Source organism: Rathayibacter sp. AY1C9, assembly GCF_002932315.1.
Taxonomy (GTDB): Bacteria; Actinomycetota; Actinomycetes; order Actinomycetales; family Microbacteriaceae; genus Rathayibacter.
In genome coordinates this window covers 47129-64466 of the sequence record NZ_PSVZ01000022.1, presented here as the reverse complement: position 1 = coordinate 64466, position 17338 = coordinate 47129, and the positions used below count along the sequence as shown (strand labels likewise).

Below are 17338 nucleotides of genomic sequence, written 5' to 3'. Positions count from 1 at the left end.
CTGGGCGTCACGGCCCCGGCCGCCGCGCCCGTCGCCCGCCCGGCGGCCCCGGCCCGGCCCGCCTCCGTGCCGGCCGCCGCCGCGCTCCCCGTCATCGCGAAGCCGCCGATCCGCAAGCTCGCGAAGGACCTCGACGTCGACCTCCTCGAGGTGCAGGCCACCGGCCTCGCCGGCGAGGTCACCCGCGACGACGTCATCCGCCACGCCTCCCAGGCCAGCGTCTTCCGCAACATCCAGACCCCCGCCTGGGGCGACGACCGCGAGGAGCGCATCCCCGTGCGCGGCGTCCGCAAGGCGATCGCCGCCGCGATGTCGACGAGCGCGTTCACCGCGCCCCACGTCAGCGTCTTCGTCGACGTCGACGCGACCCGCACCATGGAGTTCGTCAAGCGCCTCAAGAACTCGCCCGACTTCGCCGGCGTCAAGGTCTCGCCGCTGCTCATCATGGCCAAGGCCATCATCTGGGCCGTCCGCCGCAACCCCACCGTCAACTCCGCCTGGACCGACACCGAGATCGTCGTCCGCCACTACGTCAACCTCGGCATCGCCGCGGCCACCCCGCGCGGACTGCTCGTCCCCAACGTCAAGGACGCCCAGTCGATGAGCCTCCTCGAACTGGCCCAGGCCCTCGAGAAGCTCACCCTCGACGCCCGCGACGGCAAGACCACCGCCGCCGACATGCAGAACGGCACCATCACCATCACCAACATCGGCGTCTTCGGGATGGACACGGGCACCCCGATCCTCAACCCCGGCGAAGTCGCGATCATCGCCCTCGGCACGATCAAGCAGAAGCCCTGGGTCGTCGACGGCGAGGTCCGCCCCCGCTTCGTCACCACGGTCGGCGGCTCCTTCGACCACCGCGTCGTCGACGGCGACGTCGTCAGCCGCTTCGTCGCCGACGTCGCCAGCGTGCTGGAGGAACCGGCGCTGCTGCTCGACTGAGCGGGCGGTGCTCGATTGAGCGGATTCCTCCTTCGTCGTCATCCGTTCCGCGGTCGGCTGTCCGAGGTGGGGCGTTTCGTGGAGCGGGGAGCGTACCGCTACGGCGAATCGCTGGAACGCGATTCGGCGGTGAGCTGGGCGGTGCTCGATCGGGCGGATTCCTCCTTCGTCGTCATCCGTTCCGCGGTCGGCTGTACGAGGTGGGGCGTTTCGTGGAGCGGGGAGAGCGGGGGAACGGCAGCGGTCAGCGGGGGGAGACGGCGAAGGAGTGCAGGGCGAGGGCGTCGCTCAGGCGGGCGGCGACGCGGGCGCCGCGGACGCTGGTGCCCTGGGGGTCCAGCGGCGGGCTGACGACGGCGGCGCCGAGGCGACCGGGAGCGGAGAGGACGAGGGCGCCCGAGACGCTCGACTTGGCGGGGACGCCGACCGCGCGCATCCAGCGGCCCGAGCCGTCGTAGACGCCGCACGTCGCCATGACCGCGACCACGTCGCGGGCGACCGAGGCCGGCACGACCCGCTCGCCGGTCCCCGGGTGCACGCCGCCGAACGCGAGCGTCGCGCCCATCGCGGCCAGGTCGCGGACGTCGACCAGCACGGCGCACGCCCGGGCGTACGCGGAGACGGCGTCGTCGGCGCTGCGGTGCAGGGTGCCCTCCGCGCGCATCAGGTGCGCGAGGGCGTGATTCCGGTCGCCGAGGAGGTGCTCGTCGGCGGCGATGCTCTCGTCGACGGAGAGCGGGCGGCCGGCGAAGGCGGAGAGGCCGCGGAGGATCCGCTCGCTCCGGCCGTCGGCGTCGCCCCCGTCGACCAGGGCGGCGGTCAGCAGCGCTCCCGCGTTGACCATCGGGTTCGGCGGACGCCCGGTGCCGCTCTCGAGCTTGAGGGCGTCGAAGGCCTCGCCGGTGGGCTCGATGCCGACGCGGTCGAGCGCGTCACCGCCGGTGTCGAGGAGCGCGAGCGCGAACAGGAACGGCTTCACGGCCGACTGGATGCTGAACCGCTCCTCCGCGTCGGCGCTCGCGCGGACGGACCCGTCGGGCAGGACGAGCGCGATCGCGCAGAGACCCGGGTCGGCGTCCGCGAGCGCGGGGATGCTGTCGTCGACCTCGCCCCCGTCGTCCGGCAGCACCTCCCGGCGCAGCGCCTCGAGGTCGAAGGCCAGGGGATCGGGGAGGGGGCTCATCCGTCCACTCTGTCAGGGCGGGGAGCCCGTCGCGTCCCGGTCCTCAGACGAGCCCGAACTCCGCGTCCAGCGCGTCCAGCTCCGCGGCGAACGACGCGCGCAGACTCTCCTTCTCATCGGCGGGCAGCCAGGAGGCCTCCGCTCCGGTGAGCGCCATCGCGCGCAGCTGCGCGGCGGTCGCACCGATCGGGCCGGCGGCGAGGCGGTACTCGTCGGCGAGCGTGGTCGGGAACACCCCGGGATCGTCGGAGCAGGGCACGACCCGCAATCCCGCGTCGAGCATCGCCCGGATGGACGCGCGCCGCCAGGGCCGCCAGGAGCGGCGCGAGGTCGTCGAGGCGACGGTGAACACGACGCCCTGCTCGCGGACGCGCTCGACGACGGCGGGGTCCTCGAGGACGAAGTAGCCGTGGTCGATCCGGTCGCAGCCCAGCAGATCGAGGCAGGTCGTCGTGTTGGCCGCGGTCGGGGCGTGCTCGGAGGAGTGGGCGGTCCGGCCCAGGCCGGCCTCCCCGGCGAGGCGGTAGGCGTCGGCGAAGCGCTCGGGCGGACCCGCCGTCTCGAGGTTGTCGAGCCCGATCCCCGCCACGTACTCGTGGGGGTGGCGGACGACCTCGCGGACCAGCTCGAGCGCCTCCTCCCCGCTGTGGCCCGGGGCCTGAGCCGGGACGGTTCCCGACGGGGCCCGCGGGTCCGCGCGGCTCCGGGAGGCCGGACGCGGTCCCGCGGGTCGGACGCCGCTACGCCGTGAGCGCGACCGCCGTCCACGAGACGGGCGGGAGGGTCAGCGTCAGCACGCCGTCCTCGAGCGTCGCCGGGGCCTCGCGCAGGCGAACGCGGTTCTGGTCGTCACGCGTGTTCTTCGCGTAGGGGTCCTCGTCGAACAGGGCCACCGCCTCCGCGATGCTCGACACTCCGAGGCCGCTGACGTCGACGGTGACCTCGATCGGCTCCGTCTGCGACCGGTTCACCAGGAAGACGGCCGCGCGGCCCTCGTCGACGGTGGCGACGGAGTCGATGAGCGGAGCGTCGCCGTGACGGGCGGTCGAGTAGGTCCCCGCGTCGATCCGGGGGCGCAGCACCGAGCCGGAGGCCAGGCGTGCAGTGGTCGAGAACGGGAAGAACGTGGTCTGGCGCCACGCGGCTCCGCCCGGCTCGGTCATGATCGGCGCGATCACGTTGACGAGCTGCGCGAGGGAGGCGGAGGTGACCCGGTCGGAGTTCTTCAGCAGCGTGATCATCAGGTTGCCGAGGACGACGGCGTCGGCGACGGAGTAGACGTCCTCGAGCAGGCGCGGGGCGTAGGCCCACTCGCGGGTGCTCTGGTCGCCCTCGGCGTCGGCCTTCTCCTTCGCCTGCCACTCCTCGAGGTACCAGACGTTCCACTCGTCGAAGGAGAGCTTGATGTCCTTCGTCTTCTTGAGCTTGAACTTCACGTGGTCCACGGTCGCCGCGACGGTGGCGATGAAGTACTCCATGTCGAGGGAGGAGGCGAGGAAGGAGCCGAGGTCTCCGTCGTACTCCTGGTAGTAGGCGTGGCACGAGACGTACTCGACGTCGTCGTACGCGTGCTCGAGGACCACGCGCTCCCACTCGCCGAAGGTCGGCATCGACGAGCTCGACGAGCCGCAGACGACCAGCTCGAGCGAGGGGTCGGCGATCTTGAGGGCCTTGGCGGTGCGGGAGGCGAGCTTGCCGTAGTCGTCGGCGCTCATGTGGCCGACCTGCCAGGGGCCGTCCATCTCGTTCCCGAGGCACCACATGCGGATGTCGTAGGGCTCGGTCCCGCCGTTGGCGATGCGCTGGTCGGCGAGAGCGGTGCCGGCCGGTCCGTTGGCGTACTCGAGGACGTCGAGCGCCTCGAGGACGCCGCGGGTGCCGAGGTTGACGGCGTACATGATCTCGCTGCCGGTCAGCTCCGCCCACTTCGCGAAGTCGTCCAGCCCGACCTCGTTGGTCTCGAGCGAGTGCCAGGCCAGGTCGCGGCGGCGGGGGCGCTCGGAGCGCGGGCCGACGCCGTCCTCCCAGCGGTAGCCCGAGACGAAGTTGCCGCCGGGGTAGCGGATCGTCGTGGTGCCCAGCTCCTTGACCAGCTCGACCACGTCGAGGCGGAACCCGTCCTCGTTCGAGGCGGGGTGGCCGGGCTCGTAGATGCCGTCGTACACGCAGCGGCCGAGGTGCTCGACGAACGAGCCGAAGAGGCGCGGAGTGACGGGGGCGACGACCGCGGCGGGGTCGAGGCTGATGCGCGCGGTGGCGGCGGGGGCGTCGGTCATGAGGGCCTTTCGGGCTTCGGGCTCCCGCAGCGGGCTCGGCGGCGAGCGGTCTTTCTAACGTTGTACACGATGGTCCGCCCCGCCTCCGCTGCTGTCAAGAGCGGCACGGGGCTCACCCGCCTCGCTGCGTGCCGCTGCCGAGGTCGGCCGACCTCCTCCCGCATCGACCCTCCCCGCCGCCGCTCAGCGCACCTGTGCTCGACTGGGCGGGTGCCCTCCTCCGATGCCGTCACCGACGCCTGCTCCGAGCTCGCCGACCGCGCCGACGCCCTCGCGGCGTCGCATCCCCGCCCGCGCGCGTTCCTCGCGGCCGTCGCGAAGGACGTCGCCGGCATCCGCAGCGCCCCGCTCGGCGCTCTCGACCTGGCGCACGGCGGCCGCAACCGGGTCCGGGGGAAGGGCTTCCGCCGCCCCTACGACGACGGCACCCGCGGCCAGGCCCGCCACTTCGCCGGCGTCGCGGGCGCCACGCTGTACCTCGGCGGCCCGCTCGCGCACCTGTTCCTCCGGACCGTCGGCGGCGACGTCCGCGGCTCGGCCGACGACCGGCTGACGACGCGGGCCGTGGAGTGGAGTCGGCTCCTCCGCCGCGGCGAGCTGGCCGTCGAGGACGCGGGAGCGTGGATCCGCCGCGAGATCTGCGGCAGCGGGACCTGCGCCTAGGCCCCGGCCGACGCCCGGCCGACCGGCGGGTCCTCCGCGATCGGACGGCCCGCGGTCGACTCCCGGGCGACCACGGTGAACGCCGCCTCGTGGAGCGTCCCCGGGCCGGTGCGGGTGCCCTCGATCCGGGCCTGCAGCACCTCGACCGCGGTCCGCGCGATCTCGTCGCGCCCCGAGTCCACACTGGAGAGGCTGGGGGAGGAGTAGCCCGCCTCGTCGATGTCGTCGAAGCCGATCACCGCCACCTCCTCGGGCACGCGGACCCCCGCCTCCTGGAGCGCGCGGACCGCGCCGAGTGCGAGGGTGTCGTTGAGTGCGAACACGGCGTCGAAGTCGAGCCCGGAGGCGAGCACGCGGCGCATCGCCTCGGCGCCGCCGGAGCGCCGCCACGGGCCCGAGACGCCGATCATCCGCTCGTCGTAGGCGATGCCGGCCTCGGCGAGCGCGGCGCGGTAGCCCTCGAGGCGGAGCGACGCCGAGCTGACGGCGGCGTCGGGGTGCGTCCCGAGCGCCACGATCCGGCGCCTTCCGGAGGCGAGCAGGTGCGCGGTGGCAGCGTGCGCCGCCGCCGTGTTCTGCATGGTGACGTGGTCGACCAGCCCGGTGAAGATCCGCTCGCCGAGCAGCACCAGGGGGAAGCCGACCGCGAGCGCGTCCTCGTCGGCGAGGCCCAGCGGGCTGAAGAGCAGCCCGTCGGTGAGCTGCCGGCGCTCGCTCGCCAGCACGCTCCGCTCGCGCTCGGGGTCGCCGCCGGTCTGCTCGATCAGCACCGTCAGCCCGCGCTCGTCGGCGGCGCGCATCACGCTGTCGGCGAGCTCGGCGAAGTAGGGGAGGCTCAGCTCCGGCAGGGCGAGGCCGATCACGCCTGTACGGCCGCGGCGCAGGCTCCGCGCGGAGAGGTTGGGGCGGTAGCCCAGCTGCGCGATGGCCGCCTGCACCCGGGAGCGGGTGGCCGGGCGCACGTGCGGATAGTCGTTGATCACGTTCGAGACGGTCTTGATCGAGACGTCGGCGGCGCGGGCGACGTCGTGCAGCGTGACGGCCACGGTCCTCCCTCCGCTCGGCCCTCACGCTACCCCGGGGCTCCGCTCCGGCCTGTCGCGGATCGACGCCGGGGCGGCGTGCGGGCGGGGCGCGCCGCCGGAGCAGGACGCGCCCCACGGCCGATCAGGTGTACCAGCTGGGCTCGGGGACGGTGTCGAGCAGGGCGAAGACGCCGACCTCGCGGCGCTTGTAGGGCAGCGGATCGTGCAGGGAGTGGGTGCGGAGGTTCCGCCAGTAGAGGTCGAGTCCGACCGAGCTGGCGGAGGCGCGGGCGCCGGTCAGCTCGAAGACGCGGGTCGCCGTCGCGAGGCCGTCCTCCACGATCCGCGCCTTGGCCGCGGCGATCCGCACGGCGATCTCGCCGCGGCGCCGAGGCGTCAGCTCCTCGCGCGGAGCGTGCAGCGCGGCCGAGAGCGCGGCCCCCGTCGCGTCGATCAGCGCCTCGTCGGCCCAGAGCCGGGACTGCAGGTCGCCGTATCCCTCGAGCACGTACCACTCGTCGCCGGCGCGCTCCTTGTCGTCGCCGCCGTACGGCCAGGCCCGGGTGCGCTCGCGGGTGTACTGCGCCGCGCGCTCGAGCGCTCCCTGCGCGATGCCGAGGTAGAACTCGGCGAAGACCTGCTGGATGACGGGCACGTTGAGGGTGTTGTAGACGAGCGGACGGTAGACCTTGTCGACGAAGCCGGCCGCCGCCGCCCACGGCACGCGGACGCCGCGGATCTCGACGGAGCCGGACTCGGTGAGCCGCTGGCCGAGGCTGTCCCAGTCGCGGCCGAAGACGATCCCCTCCTGATCGGTGGGGACGATCGCGAAGAGGTGGGTGTCCGTCCCCTCGAGCACCCCCTCGAGCACGGTCAGGTCGCTGACCACGCCGCCGGTCGAGAACGACTTGCGGCCGGTGAAGACCAGCTCGTCGCCCTCCTCCCGCACGGTGAGGTCGGAGTCGCGCGGGTTCACCGCGCCTCCGTAGAGGAGGTCCCCCTCGGTCGCGAGCTGCTCGACCGCGATGATCTGCTCAGGGGTCCCCACGAGGCGGGCCGCCCAGGCCCAGAGGTAGTGGTAGCCGAGCAGCTGGCCGATCGAGCCGTCGCCGCGCGCGACGGTGCGGACGACGCGGAGGGCGGTGGTCCACTCCTGGGCACCGCCGCCGTGCTCGGCGGGCCCGAGCAGCGTGACGAGGCCGGCCGCCTTGAGCAGGGCGACCTCGGCGAAGGGGGCGGCGCCGGCGCGGTCGCGCTCGAGGGCGTCGGTCGCGAGCACGGCGGCGACCTCCTCGGCGCGGACGAGCCAGGCGTCAGGGGAGTCGGGCCGGGGTGCGGCCGACCAGTGCTCGGCGGCGGCGCCGATCGTCGTCGCGGCGTCGGCGCCGGCGGTCGTGGGTGCGGTGGTGGTCACGGTGTCCTCGTCTCGTCGGGGGCGGTGTGCAGCGACTGTGCCAGGGGCGAGGTGTCCGGAGCGAGGCGCGTGTCGCCCCGTGTCCGCGTGTGTCCGTGGATGACCGGCGGGCGCCTCTGCACGATTTTGACAATCGTTATCAATAGCCGTTAGCGTGGGGGCATCCGCCCGGCCCCTGACCCAGATCGGCTCACCGTGAAGACCCGCCTCCTCGCGCTCACCGCCCTCCTCGGCGGCACCGCGCTCGCCCTGAGCGGCTGCTCCGGAGCGGGCAGCGCCTCCGACAGCTCCTCCGCCGCCGCCGCGGGCGGGCCCGTGAAGGTCGTCGCGTCGACGAACGTCTACGGCGACCTCGTCTCGAGCATCGGCGGCGACCTGGTCGAGGTGACCAGCATCATCGATAGCCCGGACAAGGACCCGCACGAGTACGAGGCCACCGCCCGCGACCAGCTCGCGGTGTCCGGCGCGACCCTCGTGATCGAGAACGGCGGCGGCTACGACCACTTCCTCGACACCATGATCAGCGCGGCCGGCACCGAGGCCCCCGTCATCACGGCCACCGTGATCGCCGGCCTGGAGGACGTCCACGACCACGCGGAGGAGGAGTCGGAGGGCGGGCACGAGCACGCGGAGTTCAACGAGCACGTCTGGTACGACCTCTCGGTGATGAAGGAGGTCGCGGGGCGGATCGGCGACGAGCTCGCCGCGCTCGACCCCGACAACGCCTCCGCCTACTCCGCCAATCTCGCCACCCTCGACGAGGGGCTCGACGCCCTGATCGCCCGCGAGGGCGAGCTGAAGGGCACGCTCTCCGGCCGCTCCATCGCGATCACCGAGCCCGTCCCGCTGTACATGACCGATGCGCTCGGCCTGACCGACGCGACTCCCGAGGCCTTCAGCGAGGCGGTCGAGGAGGGCACCGACGTCCCCGCGACCACGCTCCAGGAGACGCTGGCGCTGTTCTCCGGCGAGGCCGTGGACGCGCTGATCTACAACGAGCAGACCGAGGGCGCGCAGACGGACGCGGTGCTCGACGCCGCGAAGGCCGCCGGGATCCCGGCCGTCCCCGTCACCGAGACGCTGCCCGAGGGCGACGACTACACCGGCTGGATGACCGCCAACCTCGACGCGATCGAGGGAGCCCTCTCCCAGTGAGCCACGACTCCCCGACCAGGCCCGTCTCCCCGGAGGCGGGCCCTTCGGCGTCCGTGCTGCGGCTGCGCGGCGCCGGCCTCCGCTTCGGCGACCGCGAGCTGTGGAGCGGCGTCGACCTCGACGTGCGCGCCGGCGAGTTCGTCGCGGTGCTCGGCGCGAACGGCTCCGGCAAGACGAGCCTCCTGCGCGCGGTGCTCGGCCAGCAGCAGCTGAGCGCGGGGGAGCTGCAGGTGCTCGGCGAGCCCGTGCACCGCGGCAACCGGCGCATCGGCTACATCCCGCAGCAGAAGCTCGCCGACGAGGGCACTCCGCTGCGCGCCCGCGATCTGCTCGGGCTCGGGATCGACGGCCACCGGTTCGGCCTGCCCCTGCCCTCCCGCTCCCGGCGCGCAGCCGTCGACGCGCTGCTCGAGGCCGTCGGCGCCACCGCCTTCGCCGACGCCCCCATCGGCAGCCTGTCCGGCGGCGAGCAGCAGCGCGTCCGCGTCGGCCAGGCGCTCGCGGGCGACCCGGCGCTCCTGCTCTGCGACGAGCCGCTGATCGCGCTCGACCTCGCCCACCAGCGGGCGGTCAGCGAGCTGATCGACCGGCACCGCCGCGAGCGGAACCTCGGCGTCCTCTTCGTCACGCACGACGTGAATCCGGTGCTCGGCATGGTGGACCGCGTGCTCTACCTCGCCGGCGGCCGGTTCCGGATCGGCACCCCCGACGAGGTCCTGCGCTCGGAGGTGCTCAGCGAGCTCTACGACGCACCCGTCGACGTGATCCGCGCCCGGGGCCGGGTCATCGTGGTCGGCGCCCCCGACCACTCGCACGTGCACGAGCACGAGGAGGGGCAGTCGTGACGGACGTCTGGTCGGAGATCTTCGACTTCTCCGACTACGGAGCGCTGCTGTCGCTCCTGATGAACTCGGTGATCGCCGGCGCGGTCCTCGGAGTGGTCGGCGGGCTCATCGGCGTCTTCGTGATGTCGCGCGACATGGCCTTCGCGGTCCACGGCATCAGCGAGCTCTCGTTCGCGGGGGCCTCCGCGGGGCTGCTGCTGGGCGTCGGCGTCGTCGAGGGATCGATCGTCGGCTCGCTGATCGCGGCGGTCCTGATCGGCGTGCTCGGCTCGCGCGCCCGCGACCGCAACTCGATCATCGCGGTGCTGATGCCGTTCGGACTCGGCATCGGCATCCTCTGCCTGGCCCTCTACCCGGGCCGCAGCGCGAACAAGTTCGGCCTGCTCACGGGTCAGATCGTCGCGGTCGACGACCCGCAGCTCGGGTGGCTGATCGGCATCTCGGTGGTCGTCCTCGTCGGTCTCGCGCTGATCTGGCGCCCCCTCACCTTCGCGAGCGTCGACGCCGACGTGGCGGCCGCGCGCGGCATCCCCACCCGGGCGCTCTCGATCGCGTTCATGCTCCTGCTCGGCCTCGCGGTCGCCGTCTCGGTGCAGATCGTCGGCTCGCTGCTCGTGCTCGCGATCCTGGTGACGCCGGCGGCCGCGGCGCTGCGCCTCTCCGCCTCGCCGGTGGTCGTGCCGCTGCTGAGCGTGCTCTTCGCCGTCGGCGCGCTGGTGGGCGGCATCCTGCTCGCGCTGGGCGGATCGATCCCGATCAGCCCCTACGTGACGACGATCTCGTTCGCGATCTACGCGGTCTGCCGGATCATCGGCCGGAAGGGCGTCCGGCGCTCCCGGCTCGCCGTCGGCGGGGGGCGGTAGCGTGGCTCGGGTCGTGCGGAATGGAGGTGGTCCAGTGGTCAAGCGCAACACGTGGCAGCGCGAGGCGGTGCGCGAGGCTCTCGGGCGTCGCGAGGACTTCGTCAGCGCCCAGGGCCTGCACAGTGCGCTGCACGCCTCCGGCTCGCCGATCGGGCTCGCGACGGTCTACCGCGCGCTCTCGGACCTGGCCGTGGAGGGCGAGGCCGACTCGCTGCAGTCGCCCGAGGGCGAGAGCCTCTACCGCGCCTGCACGCCGGGCACGCACCACCACCACCTGATCTGCCGCCGCTGCGGGCTGACGGTCGAGATCGCGGCCGACGAGGTCGAGGAGTGGGCGCGCTCGGTCGCATCGCAGAACGGCTTCACGGACGCGCACCACGTCGTGGACGTCTTCGGGCTCTGCGCGGCCTGCACCGCGGAGCTCGCCGAGGCCTGACGCCGGTCCGGCCGGGAGCCCGTCCGCGGGCGCCCCTCGATCCTGGTCCGGCTCAGGCCGGGAGGAACACCCCGATCGACCGGTCCTTCACCACGGAGCCGGCGGGCAGCACCCGCCCGCTCATCGCGAGGTAGACGCCCGGCGGCAGCAGCTGCACGGCGGCCACCGCGGTGCCGAGGTTGAACGCGGCGTCGCTGTCGAGCATCCGTGCGGGCTGCATCGCGCCGGTGAGGACGACCACCCGATCGCGGACGACGCCGAGGGCCTCGGCCGTCGCGGTCATCGTGTCGGTGCCGTGGGTGAGGACGATCCGGTCCTCCTCGGCGGCGAGCACCCGCTTGCGGATGAGGGCCCGATCGGCGTCGTCGAGCTCGAGGCTGTCCTTGGCGAGGACCTCCTCGACGCGGAACTCGAGCGTGGTGAGCACCGGGGCGAGCAGGCGCGGCACCATCGGGGCGCCGATCTCGAGCTCGCCCGCGAGCGAGTACTCCTTGTCGACGGTGCCACCGGTGGTGAGGACGAGGATGCGGTCAGTCACGCGATCAGACTAGGCGCCGCCTCCGACACCGGCACGTTCGTGCGCAGTGGCCGCGCCACGGCGGCGGCGGCGGCGGCCCGCATCGGGAACGATGGAGCGCATGACATCCTCCTCCCCCTCCCTCCTCCGCACCGGCGCCAAGGTGCTCCTCGGCTCCGCCCTCCTCTTCGCGGGGGTGAGCCACCTCACCCGCAAGCGGGAGGAGTTCCAGGCGCAGGTGCCCGAGTGGGTGCCGCTGGACAAGGACGCGGTCGTGCTCGCCTCGGGCGTGGTCGAGATCGGGCTCGGCGCCTCGCTGGTGCTCGCGCGCCGCCGGGCGCCGCTGGTCGGAGCCGCGGCCGCCGCCTTCTTCACCGCGATCTTCCCGGGCAACGTCTCGCAGTGGGTGACGCGGACGAGCGCCTTCGGCCTCGACACCGACCGCAAGCGCGCCGTGCGCCTCGCGTTCCAGCCGCTGCTGGTGGCATGGGCGCTCTGGTCGACCCGGCGTCCGCGGGGCTGATCCCACTCGGCGGGCGGCACGGAACCGGCCGCGAGCGCGTGCCGTCCGCCGCCGGCCGCGGAGGATTCCCTTCAGACGTCGTGCTGCGCCTCGGCCAGCAGCGGCGCGAGCAGCTCCTCGATCCGGCGCCGCGCCCCCTCGGCGTCACCCGCGGCGATCGCCTCGACCAGCTCGGCGTGCTGGCGGGCGTGCACGTCCTCCTCGCCGACGACGTCCTCCTCCAGCACCGACTCGAACATGCCGGTGAGGCCGTCGTAGAGCTCGACGAACAGGTCGTTGTGGGTCGCGACGACGACGGCCCGGTGCAGCGCGGTGTCCGCGGCGATCCGCTCGGCGAGCTCCGGCGCCTCCCACGAGCGGGCCCGGCGGGCCAGCAGGGCGCGGAGGGCGGCGACGTCCTCCCCGGTGCGGCGCTCGGCCGCCAGCGCGGCCGTCGCCCCGTCGATCGCGAACCGCAGCTCGAGGCCCTCCCGGCGGGCGGCGCTCGGGATGCGCCGGCGCAGCGACTCGGCGAGCTGCGAGCGCGCGGTGACGAACGTGCCGCGCCCCTGCTCCCGCCGCACGAGGCCCGCCTGCACGAGGGCCTGGACGGCCTCGCGGACGGAGTTGCGTCCGGCGCCGGTCCAGCGGGCGAGCTCGGCCTCCACCGGGATCCGCTCGCCGACGGCCCAGCGGCCGGAGCGGATCTCCTCGTGGAACAGCGCCGTGACGTGATCGATCACGCTCTCGCGCTGGAACGGCGCCGCGGGGCTAGACTCGCCAGGATTCATCCCATCATCCTATCTCTCGGGGACTCCATGACCGCAGCACCGACGCTCCGCGCCACCGCCCTCCTGGCCCTCGCCGCCATCGCGATCACCGCGCTGAACCTCCGCACCGCCGTCACCGGCTTCAGCCCGCTGCTCGACACGATCGGCACCGATCTCGGCTTCGGGCCCTCGCTCTACGGGGCGCTGGGGACGATCGTCACCGCCTCCTTCGCCGTCTTCGGCTTCGTCGCCGCGGCCGTCTCGCGCCGGATCGGCCTGGAGCGCACGCTCGCGATCGCGACGCTGGTGACCACGCTGGGCATCGCCCTCCGCGCGCTGAGCCCGAGCCCGGTCGCTCTGGTGCTCTCGACCGTCGTCGCCTTCGCGGGCGTGGGCACCACGAACGTGCTCATCGTGCCGATCGTGAAGCGGTACTTCGCCGAGCGGATCAAGACGGTCAGCTCGCTCTACCTGGCGCTGCTGCAGGTGGGCCAGTTCGTCGCTCCGCTGGTCGCGGTGCCGCTGGCCTCGACGGCGGGGTGGCGCTGGGCGATCGGGATCTGGGCCGTGATGACGGCCGCGGCCTGCCTGCTCTGGGCGGCGCTCGCGGCCCGCGGAGGAGGCGGGGCGGCTCCGGCCGCCGCCGGCGGCCGTGTGGACGGGGCCTGGCGCACGCCGCTGCTCTGGGCGATGGTGCTGATGCTCGGGATGACCGGTCTGCACACCTACGGGATCATCACCTGGCTGCCGACGATCCTCGTCGACGCGGGCGCGGATCCGGCGCAGGGCGGTGCGCTGCTGGCGCTGTTCTCGGTGTTCGGCCTCGCCGCCGCCTTCGTGGTGCCGCCGCTGACGCTGGGGATGCGCAACCCGGTCGTGGTCGTGGTGGTGTGCTGCGCGCTGCTCGCCGTCGGATACGCCGGCCTCGTCGTCTCTCCGCTGGAGGGAGCCGTGGCGTGGGTGGTCTGCCTCGGGCTCGGCGTCAGCACGTTCCCGATGACGCTGACGCTCGTGAACGCGCGGACGCGGACGACCACCGGCTCCTCGACCCTCTCCGGCGCCGCGCAGGGGCTCGGCTACGGGCTCGCCTGCCTCGGTCCGCTGCTGATCGGCGTGCTCTACGAGGCGCAGGGGGACTGGGGCGGCGCGTACGCGCTGCTGTTCGCCGGAGTGGCGGTGCTGCTGGTCAGCGGGATCGTCGCGTGCCGTCCGCGGTTCCTCGAGGACGAGGCGGCGCTCCGCCGGGCCTGAGCGGCGGCGCTCAGCGCGACGCGGCCGGAGCGAGCGCGGAGACGATCCGCCCCAGCCCGAAGCGCCAGGCGCTCTCCACATCGCCGCCGAGGGTGAAGGCGCCGGTGATCTCCATCCCGATTAACCCCGTCGCCCAGGCGGTCAGCGTGCGCGCCGCCTCGAGGGCGTCCTCCTCGCCCGCCAGCTGCGCGGTGAGGTCCAGCAGGCGGGCGCTCGCCGCGTCGCGGTACTCCTGGGCGGCGACGGGCATGCCGGGAGCGGGGGCCGTCACGAGGAGGAACGCGGCCGGCCGGTCTCTGGCCGGAGCTCCTGGCCGAGCTGCGCGCGATGGGCCGCACCCTCGACGACGTGCGCGGCGTCGTGCTGACCCACGGCGACTCCGACCACGTGGGCTTCGCCGAGCGCCTGCGCCGCGATCACGGCGTGCCGGTCCACGTGCACGCCGCCGACGCCGAGCGGGCGAAGGGCGGGGCGAAGCCGAGGACCGCGACACCGCGGCTGCGCGTCCTGCCGCTCCTCGGCTTCGCGGCCTACGCGCTGCGGAAGGGCATCGCGACGGTCCCGCCGCTCACCGAGGTCGTCGAGGTGCACGACGGGCAGACGCTCGACCTGCCGGGCGCTCCCCGCGTGATCGCGCTCCCGGGCCACTCCCCGGGGAGCATCGCCGTGCACGTGCCGCTGGCCGACGCGGTCTTCGTCGGCGACGGGCTGACCACCCGCCACGTGCTCACCGGCCGCACGGGTCCGCAGCCCGCGCCGTTCACCGACGAGCCGGAGCAGGCGCTCGCGTCGCTCCGGGTGCTCCTGCCCACCGGGGCGCGCTGGGTGGTCCCGGGACACGGGGCGCCGTGGAGCGGCGGGATCGAGGCGGCGGTCCGGCTGGTCGAGAGCGCCTGAGGCGCGGAGCCGTTCAGGAGGCGGGGACGAGCTTCCAGCGGTCGGCGAGGATCTCGAGGCCCTTGTCGAAGGTCGCCGACCACGCCGTGACGTCGTGGGCGCTGTCCGGCACCTCGAGGTAGGTGGCGCTCATGCCGGCGGCGACGGCCGCGGCGTAGACGGTCTTCGCCCCGGGGAGGAACGAGGTGTCCTCGGCGCCGACTCCGAAGATCGCGACGGTGCCGGTGTAGGGGGCGTTCGCCGCGAGGACGTTCACCGGCTTCGCGGCCTCGTAGGCGGCCTGGTCGCCGCCGAACCCCTGCGCGACCGTCGCCGCCTCGCTGCCGAGGGTCGGCGCGAGCTCGCCCGAGGCGTCGACGATGTTGCCGAAGAGCGACGGGTGGCCGGCGCCGAGCTGGATCGAGCAGGTCCCGCCCTGCGAGAGGCCGCCGATCGCCCAGTGCTGCGCGTCGCCGAGCACCGGCAGGTTGGCGCGGATCCAGTTCGGGACGTCGACGGTGAGGTAGGTGGCCGACTTCCCGAGCGGTGAGTCGACGCACATCGGGTTCCTGTCCGGATCGCCCAGCTGGTCGGGCGACACGACGATCGGCGCGAGGCCGGCGTGCGCGGCGGCGTAGGCGTCGAGGGTCTGCTGGAACTTCTCGGTCGAGAGGGGATCGGAGGGCGACCCCGGCTGCCCCGAGAGCATGATCATCACCGGCAGCAGCGGCGGGGTCGCGGTGAGGGCCGCGGGCGGGAGGTAGACCACGGCGTCGCGGGCCGGGAAGCCCGACGCGGTGGCGGGGATGGCGACCGTCGAGACCGAGCCGACGGCGGGCATCCCGGCCGGGGCCGTCCAGGTCGCGAGGTCCGAGTGCGGTCCGTCCGCGGCGGCGACCGGCACGGAGGAGTCGGAGTACGCGCTGATCCCGAGCGCGCTGCGCACCGTGGGGTACTGGCCGAAGTCGATGTTGACGGTCATCGCGGCCGCCGCGACGACGAGCACTCCGGCCGCGAGCGATGCGAGAACCCCCCGCGCGCGGCGGCGGGCGATCGCGTGCCCGAGGACGACCAGGGCGACGCCCAGCCCGCCGATCCCGAGGCCGATCGCGACCCGGGTGACCGGCGTGAAGTCGACGCCGAACGGGCCGTCGGGTCCGTCGACGAGGGCGGCCAGGGCGGCGCCGCCGATCAGGCCCAGGAGGAGGACCGCGACGGCGATCCCGCCGCGTCGGGAGCGCCCGCGGCGGGGAGCGCGGACGTGGGCGGCGAGCAGGAATAGGAGCGCTCCGATCGCGAGCACGTAGACGGCGACGACGAGGGGGCCGGAGACGAGGCTCAGGTCGAGGAGAGAGGTCATGCGTCGATCCGGTCGGAGGGTGCTCGGGCGGGGGTCAGTCTGGCGGCGGTCTCTGGAGGAGAGCCGGGAGCTGTCGGGAGCGATTCTCCTCCCCGGGCGCGGATCCACCGAGCTCTCCACCGATCGGGCGCAACCCCGCGCGCCGCGCCGCCGCTCCCGCCTAGCGTGGGACTCCCGACGCACACCGCGCCCTCACGAAGGAGCCCGCACCATGACGCAGCACCCCCGCCTCGAGACCTCCTCCCGCGAGGCCCGCGCATGAGCCGCGGAGTCGCCGTCGTCACGGGCGGCACGGCCGGGCTCGGACGCGCCACGGTCCGCGAGCTCGCCTCGCGCGGCTGGGACGTCGCCGTGCTGGCGCGCGGCGAGGACGGACTGGCAGCCACGGTGGCCGAGATCGAGCAGAAGGGCCGGCGCGGGCTGGGCATCCCGACCGACGTGGCCGACCGCGAGGCCGTCGAGTCGGCGGCCGACCGGGTCGAGGCCGAGCTCGGCCCGATCGAGCTGTGGGTCAACGACGCGATGGTCGGCGTCTTCGGCGAGTTCCTGTCGACCGAGCCCGCCGACTTCGAGCGCGCCGTGGGCGTCAACTTCTTCGGCTTCGTCAACGGCACCCGCGCAGCCCTCTCCCGGATGACCCCGCGCGACCGCGGGCACGTCATCCAGGTCGGCTCCGCCCTCGCGCACCGGGGCATCCCGCTGCAGGCCGCTTACTGCGCCTCCAAGTTCGGCGCCCGAGGCTTCACCGAGGCCGTCACCGCGGAGCTGCTGCACGCGAAGAGCCGCGTGCGCCTGTCCGAGGTCGACATGCCGGCGCTCAACACCATCCAGTTCAACTGGGTGAAGTCGCAGCTGCCGCACCACCCGCAGCCCGTGCCGCCGATCTACGAGCCCGAGGTGGGCGCGATCGCGATCGCCGACGTGGCCGACAAGCCGCGCCGCCGCACCTGGGTCGGCGAGCCGACCGCGGGCACCATCCTCGGCGACCGCTTCGCCGGGCGCTTCATGGACTGGTACCTCGCCCGCAGCGCCTTCGACGGTCAGCAGGCCCCCGACAAGACGGAGCCGATGCTGCCGAACAACGTCTACGAGCCGGTCCCCGGCGATCACGGCGCCCGCGGCCTCTTCAGCGACCGCGCGCACACCATGACGCCCCAGATCTGGATGATCCGCCACCGCGCCCTGAGCTACGCGGGGGCCGCCGCGGCCCTCGCCGCCGGCGCCGCGGGCGTCGTCTCGGCCCTGCGGAGGAAGTGA

Annotated in this window: 19 protein-coding genes; 10 read left to right on the top strand and 9 right to left on the bottom strand. The window is 74.0% G+C overall.

Going from position 1 to position 17338, the window contains the following annotated elements; translation table 11 throughout:
* Positions 1-945 (top strand): dihydrolipoamide acetyltransferase family protein (locus C5D09_RS13850; RefSeq protein WP_104269553.1); only part of this gene is annotated, 945 nt, incomplete at its 5' end.
* Positions 946-1189: 244 nt separating this feature from the next.
* Here C5D09_RS13850 and glsA read toward each other — a convergent pair.
* The 3 genes from glsA to C5D09_RS13835 form a co-directional block, all read right to left on the bottom strand.
* Positions 1190-2128, bottom strand: coding sequence for a glutaminase A (gene glsA, locus C5D09_RS13845; protein ID WP_104269552.1), 939 nt, complete (start codon positions 2126-2128; stop codon positions 1190-1192).
* A gap of 43 nt (positions 2129-2171) precedes the next feature.
* Positions 2172-2753, bottom strand: coding sequence for a hypothetical protein (locus tag C5D09_RS13840; protein ID WP_104269551.1), 582 nt, complete (start codon positions 2751-2753; stop codon positions 2172-2174).
* Positions 2754-2868: 115 nt separating this feature from the next.
* Positions 2869-4404, bottom strand: a complete 1536-nt coding sequence (locus C5D09_RS13835; protein WP_104269550.1) for an alpha-N-arabinofuranosidase — start codon at positions 4402-4404, stop codon at positions 2869-2871.
* Between the two features lie 210 nt (positions 4405-4614).
* On the opposite strand from C5D09_RS13835, the gene C5D09_RS13830 reads away from it, so the two are divergent.
* A complete protein-coding gene (locus C5D09_RS13830; protein ID WP_104269549.1) occupies positions 4615-5067 on the top strand; it encodes a hypothetical protein in 453 nt (150 codons plus the stop codon).
* Here the strand turns inward: C5D09_RS13830 and C5D09_RS13825 are convergent.
* Together C5D09_RS13825 and C5D09_RS13820 are read right to left on the bottom strand one after the other, a co-directional pair.
* Complete coding sequence (locus C5D09_RS13825) at positions 5064-6113, bottom strand: LacI family DNA-binding transcriptional regulator (protein ID WP_104224545.1); 1050 nt, start codon at positions 6111-6113, stop codon at positions 5064-5066. The genes C5D09_RS13830 and C5D09_RS13825 overlap by 4 nt on opposite strands.
* A 121-nt stretch (positions 6114-6234) precedes the next feature.
* A complete protein-coding gene (locus C5D09_RS13820; protein WP_258059521.1) occupies positions 6235-7506 on the bottom strand; it encodes an acyl-CoA dehydrogenase family protein in 1272 nt (423 codons plus the stop codon).
* Positions 7507-7701: 195 nt separating this feature from the next.
* Between C5D09_RS13820 and C5D09_RS13815 the strand changes: the two genes are divergently transcribed.
* The 4 genes from C5D09_RS13815 to C5D09_RS13800 are packed head-to-tail and all read left to right on the top strand — an operon-like array spanning position 7702 to position 10805.
* The gene (locus C5D09_RS13815; protein WP_104269548.1) at positions 7702-8661 is read left to right on the top strand and encodes a metal ABC transporter solute-binding protein, Zn/Mn family; all 960 of its coding nucleotides are present in this window, start codon (positions 7702-7704) and stop codon (positions 8659-8661) included.
* Entirely contained in the window at positions 8658-9506 is an 849-nt protein-coding gene (locus C5D09_RS13810; protein WP_104227225.1) for a metal ABC transporter ATP-binding protein, read from the top strand. The genes C5D09_RS13815 and C5D09_RS13810 overlap by 4 nt, the downstream gene beginning before the upstream one ends.
* A gap of 59 nt (positions 9507-9565) precedes the next feature.
* Positions 9566-10369, top strand: a complete 804-nt coding sequence (locus C5D09_RS13805) for a metal ABC transporter permease (protein ID WP_104224551.1) — start codon at positions 9566-9568, stop codon at positions 10367-10369.
* A 34-nt stretch (positions 10370-10403) separates the two neighbouring features.
* Positions 10404-10805 carry a Fur family transcriptional regulator gene (locus C5D09_RS13800; protein WP_104238381.1) on the top strand — a complete coding sequence of 134 codons (402 nt, stop codon included), beginning with the start codon at positions 10404-10406 and terminating at the stop codon, positions 10803-10805.
* A 52-nt stretch (positions 10806-10857) separates the two neighbouring features.
* On the opposite strand, the gene C5D09_RS13795 is transcribed toward C5D09_RS13800, so the two are convergent.
* A complete protein-coding gene (locus C5D09_RS13795) occupies positions 10858-11343 on the bottom strand; it encodes an asparaginase domain-containing protein (RefSeq protein ID WP_104269547.1) in 486 nt (161 codons plus the stop codon).
* Positions 11344-11443: 100 nt separating this feature from the next.
* Here C5D09_RS13795 and C5D09_RS13790 point away from each other — a divergent pair, with 100 nt between their 5' ends.
* Positions 11444-11845, top strand: a complete 402-nt coding sequence (locus C5D09_RS13790) for a hypothetical protein (RefSeq protein ID WP_104224540.1) — start codon at positions 11444-11446, stop codon at positions 11843-11845.
* Positions 11846-11916: 71 nt separating this feature from the next.
* On the opposite strand, the gene C5D09_RS13785 is transcribed toward C5D09_RS13790, so the two are convergent.
* On the bottom strand, positions 11917-12615 hold the full coding sequence (locus C5D09_RS13785; protein WP_104269546.1) for a FadR/GntR family transcriptional regulator: 699 nt from the start codon (positions 12613-12615) through the stop codon (positions 11917-11919).
* A 27-nt stretch (positions 12616-12642) separates the two neighbouring features.
* On the opposite strand from C5D09_RS13785, the gene C5D09_RS13780 reads away from it, so the two are divergent.
* Positions 12643-13845 carry an MFS transporter gene (locus C5D09_RS13780; protein ID WP_104269545.1) on the top strand — a complete coding sequence of 401 codons (1203 nt, stop codon included), beginning with the start codon at positions 12643-12645 and terminating at the stop codon, positions 13843-13845.
* Positions 13846-13855: 10 nt separating this feature from the next.
* Here the strand turns inward: C5D09_RS13780 and C5D09_RS13775 are convergent, their stop codons facing one another.
* A complete protein-coding gene (locus C5D09_RS13775; RefSeq protein WP_104269544.1) occupies positions 13856-14095 on the bottom strand; it encodes a TetR-like C-terminal domain-containing protein in 240 nt (79 codons plus the stop codon).
* Between the two features lie 59 nt (positions 14096-14154).
* On the opposite strand from C5D09_RS13775, the gene C5D09_RS13770 reads away from it, so the two are divergent.
* Positions 14155-14742, top strand: coding sequence for an MBL fold metallo-hydrolase (locus C5D09_RS13770; protein WP_258067013.1), 588 nt, complete (start codon positions 14155-14157; stop codon positions 14740-14742).
* A gap of 13 nt (positions 14743-14755) precedes the next feature.
* On the opposite strand, the gene C5D09_RS13765 is transcribed toward C5D09_RS13770, so the two are convergent.
* On the bottom strand, positions 14756-16081 hold the full coding sequence (locus tag C5D09_RS13765) for an esterase family protein (RefSeq protein ID WP_104269542.1): 1326 nt from the start codon (positions 16079-16081) through the stop codon (positions 14756-14758).
* A 258-nt stretch (positions 16082-16339) separates the two neighbouring features.
* Here C5D09_RS13765 and C5D09_RS13760 point away from each other — a divergent pair, with 258 nt between their 5' ends.
* Positions 16340-17338 (top strand): SDR family oxidoreductase, encoded by a 999-nt coding sequence (locus tag C5D09_RS13760; RefSeq protein WP_104233564.1) that lies wholly within the window; start codon positions 16340-16342, stop codon positions 17336-17338.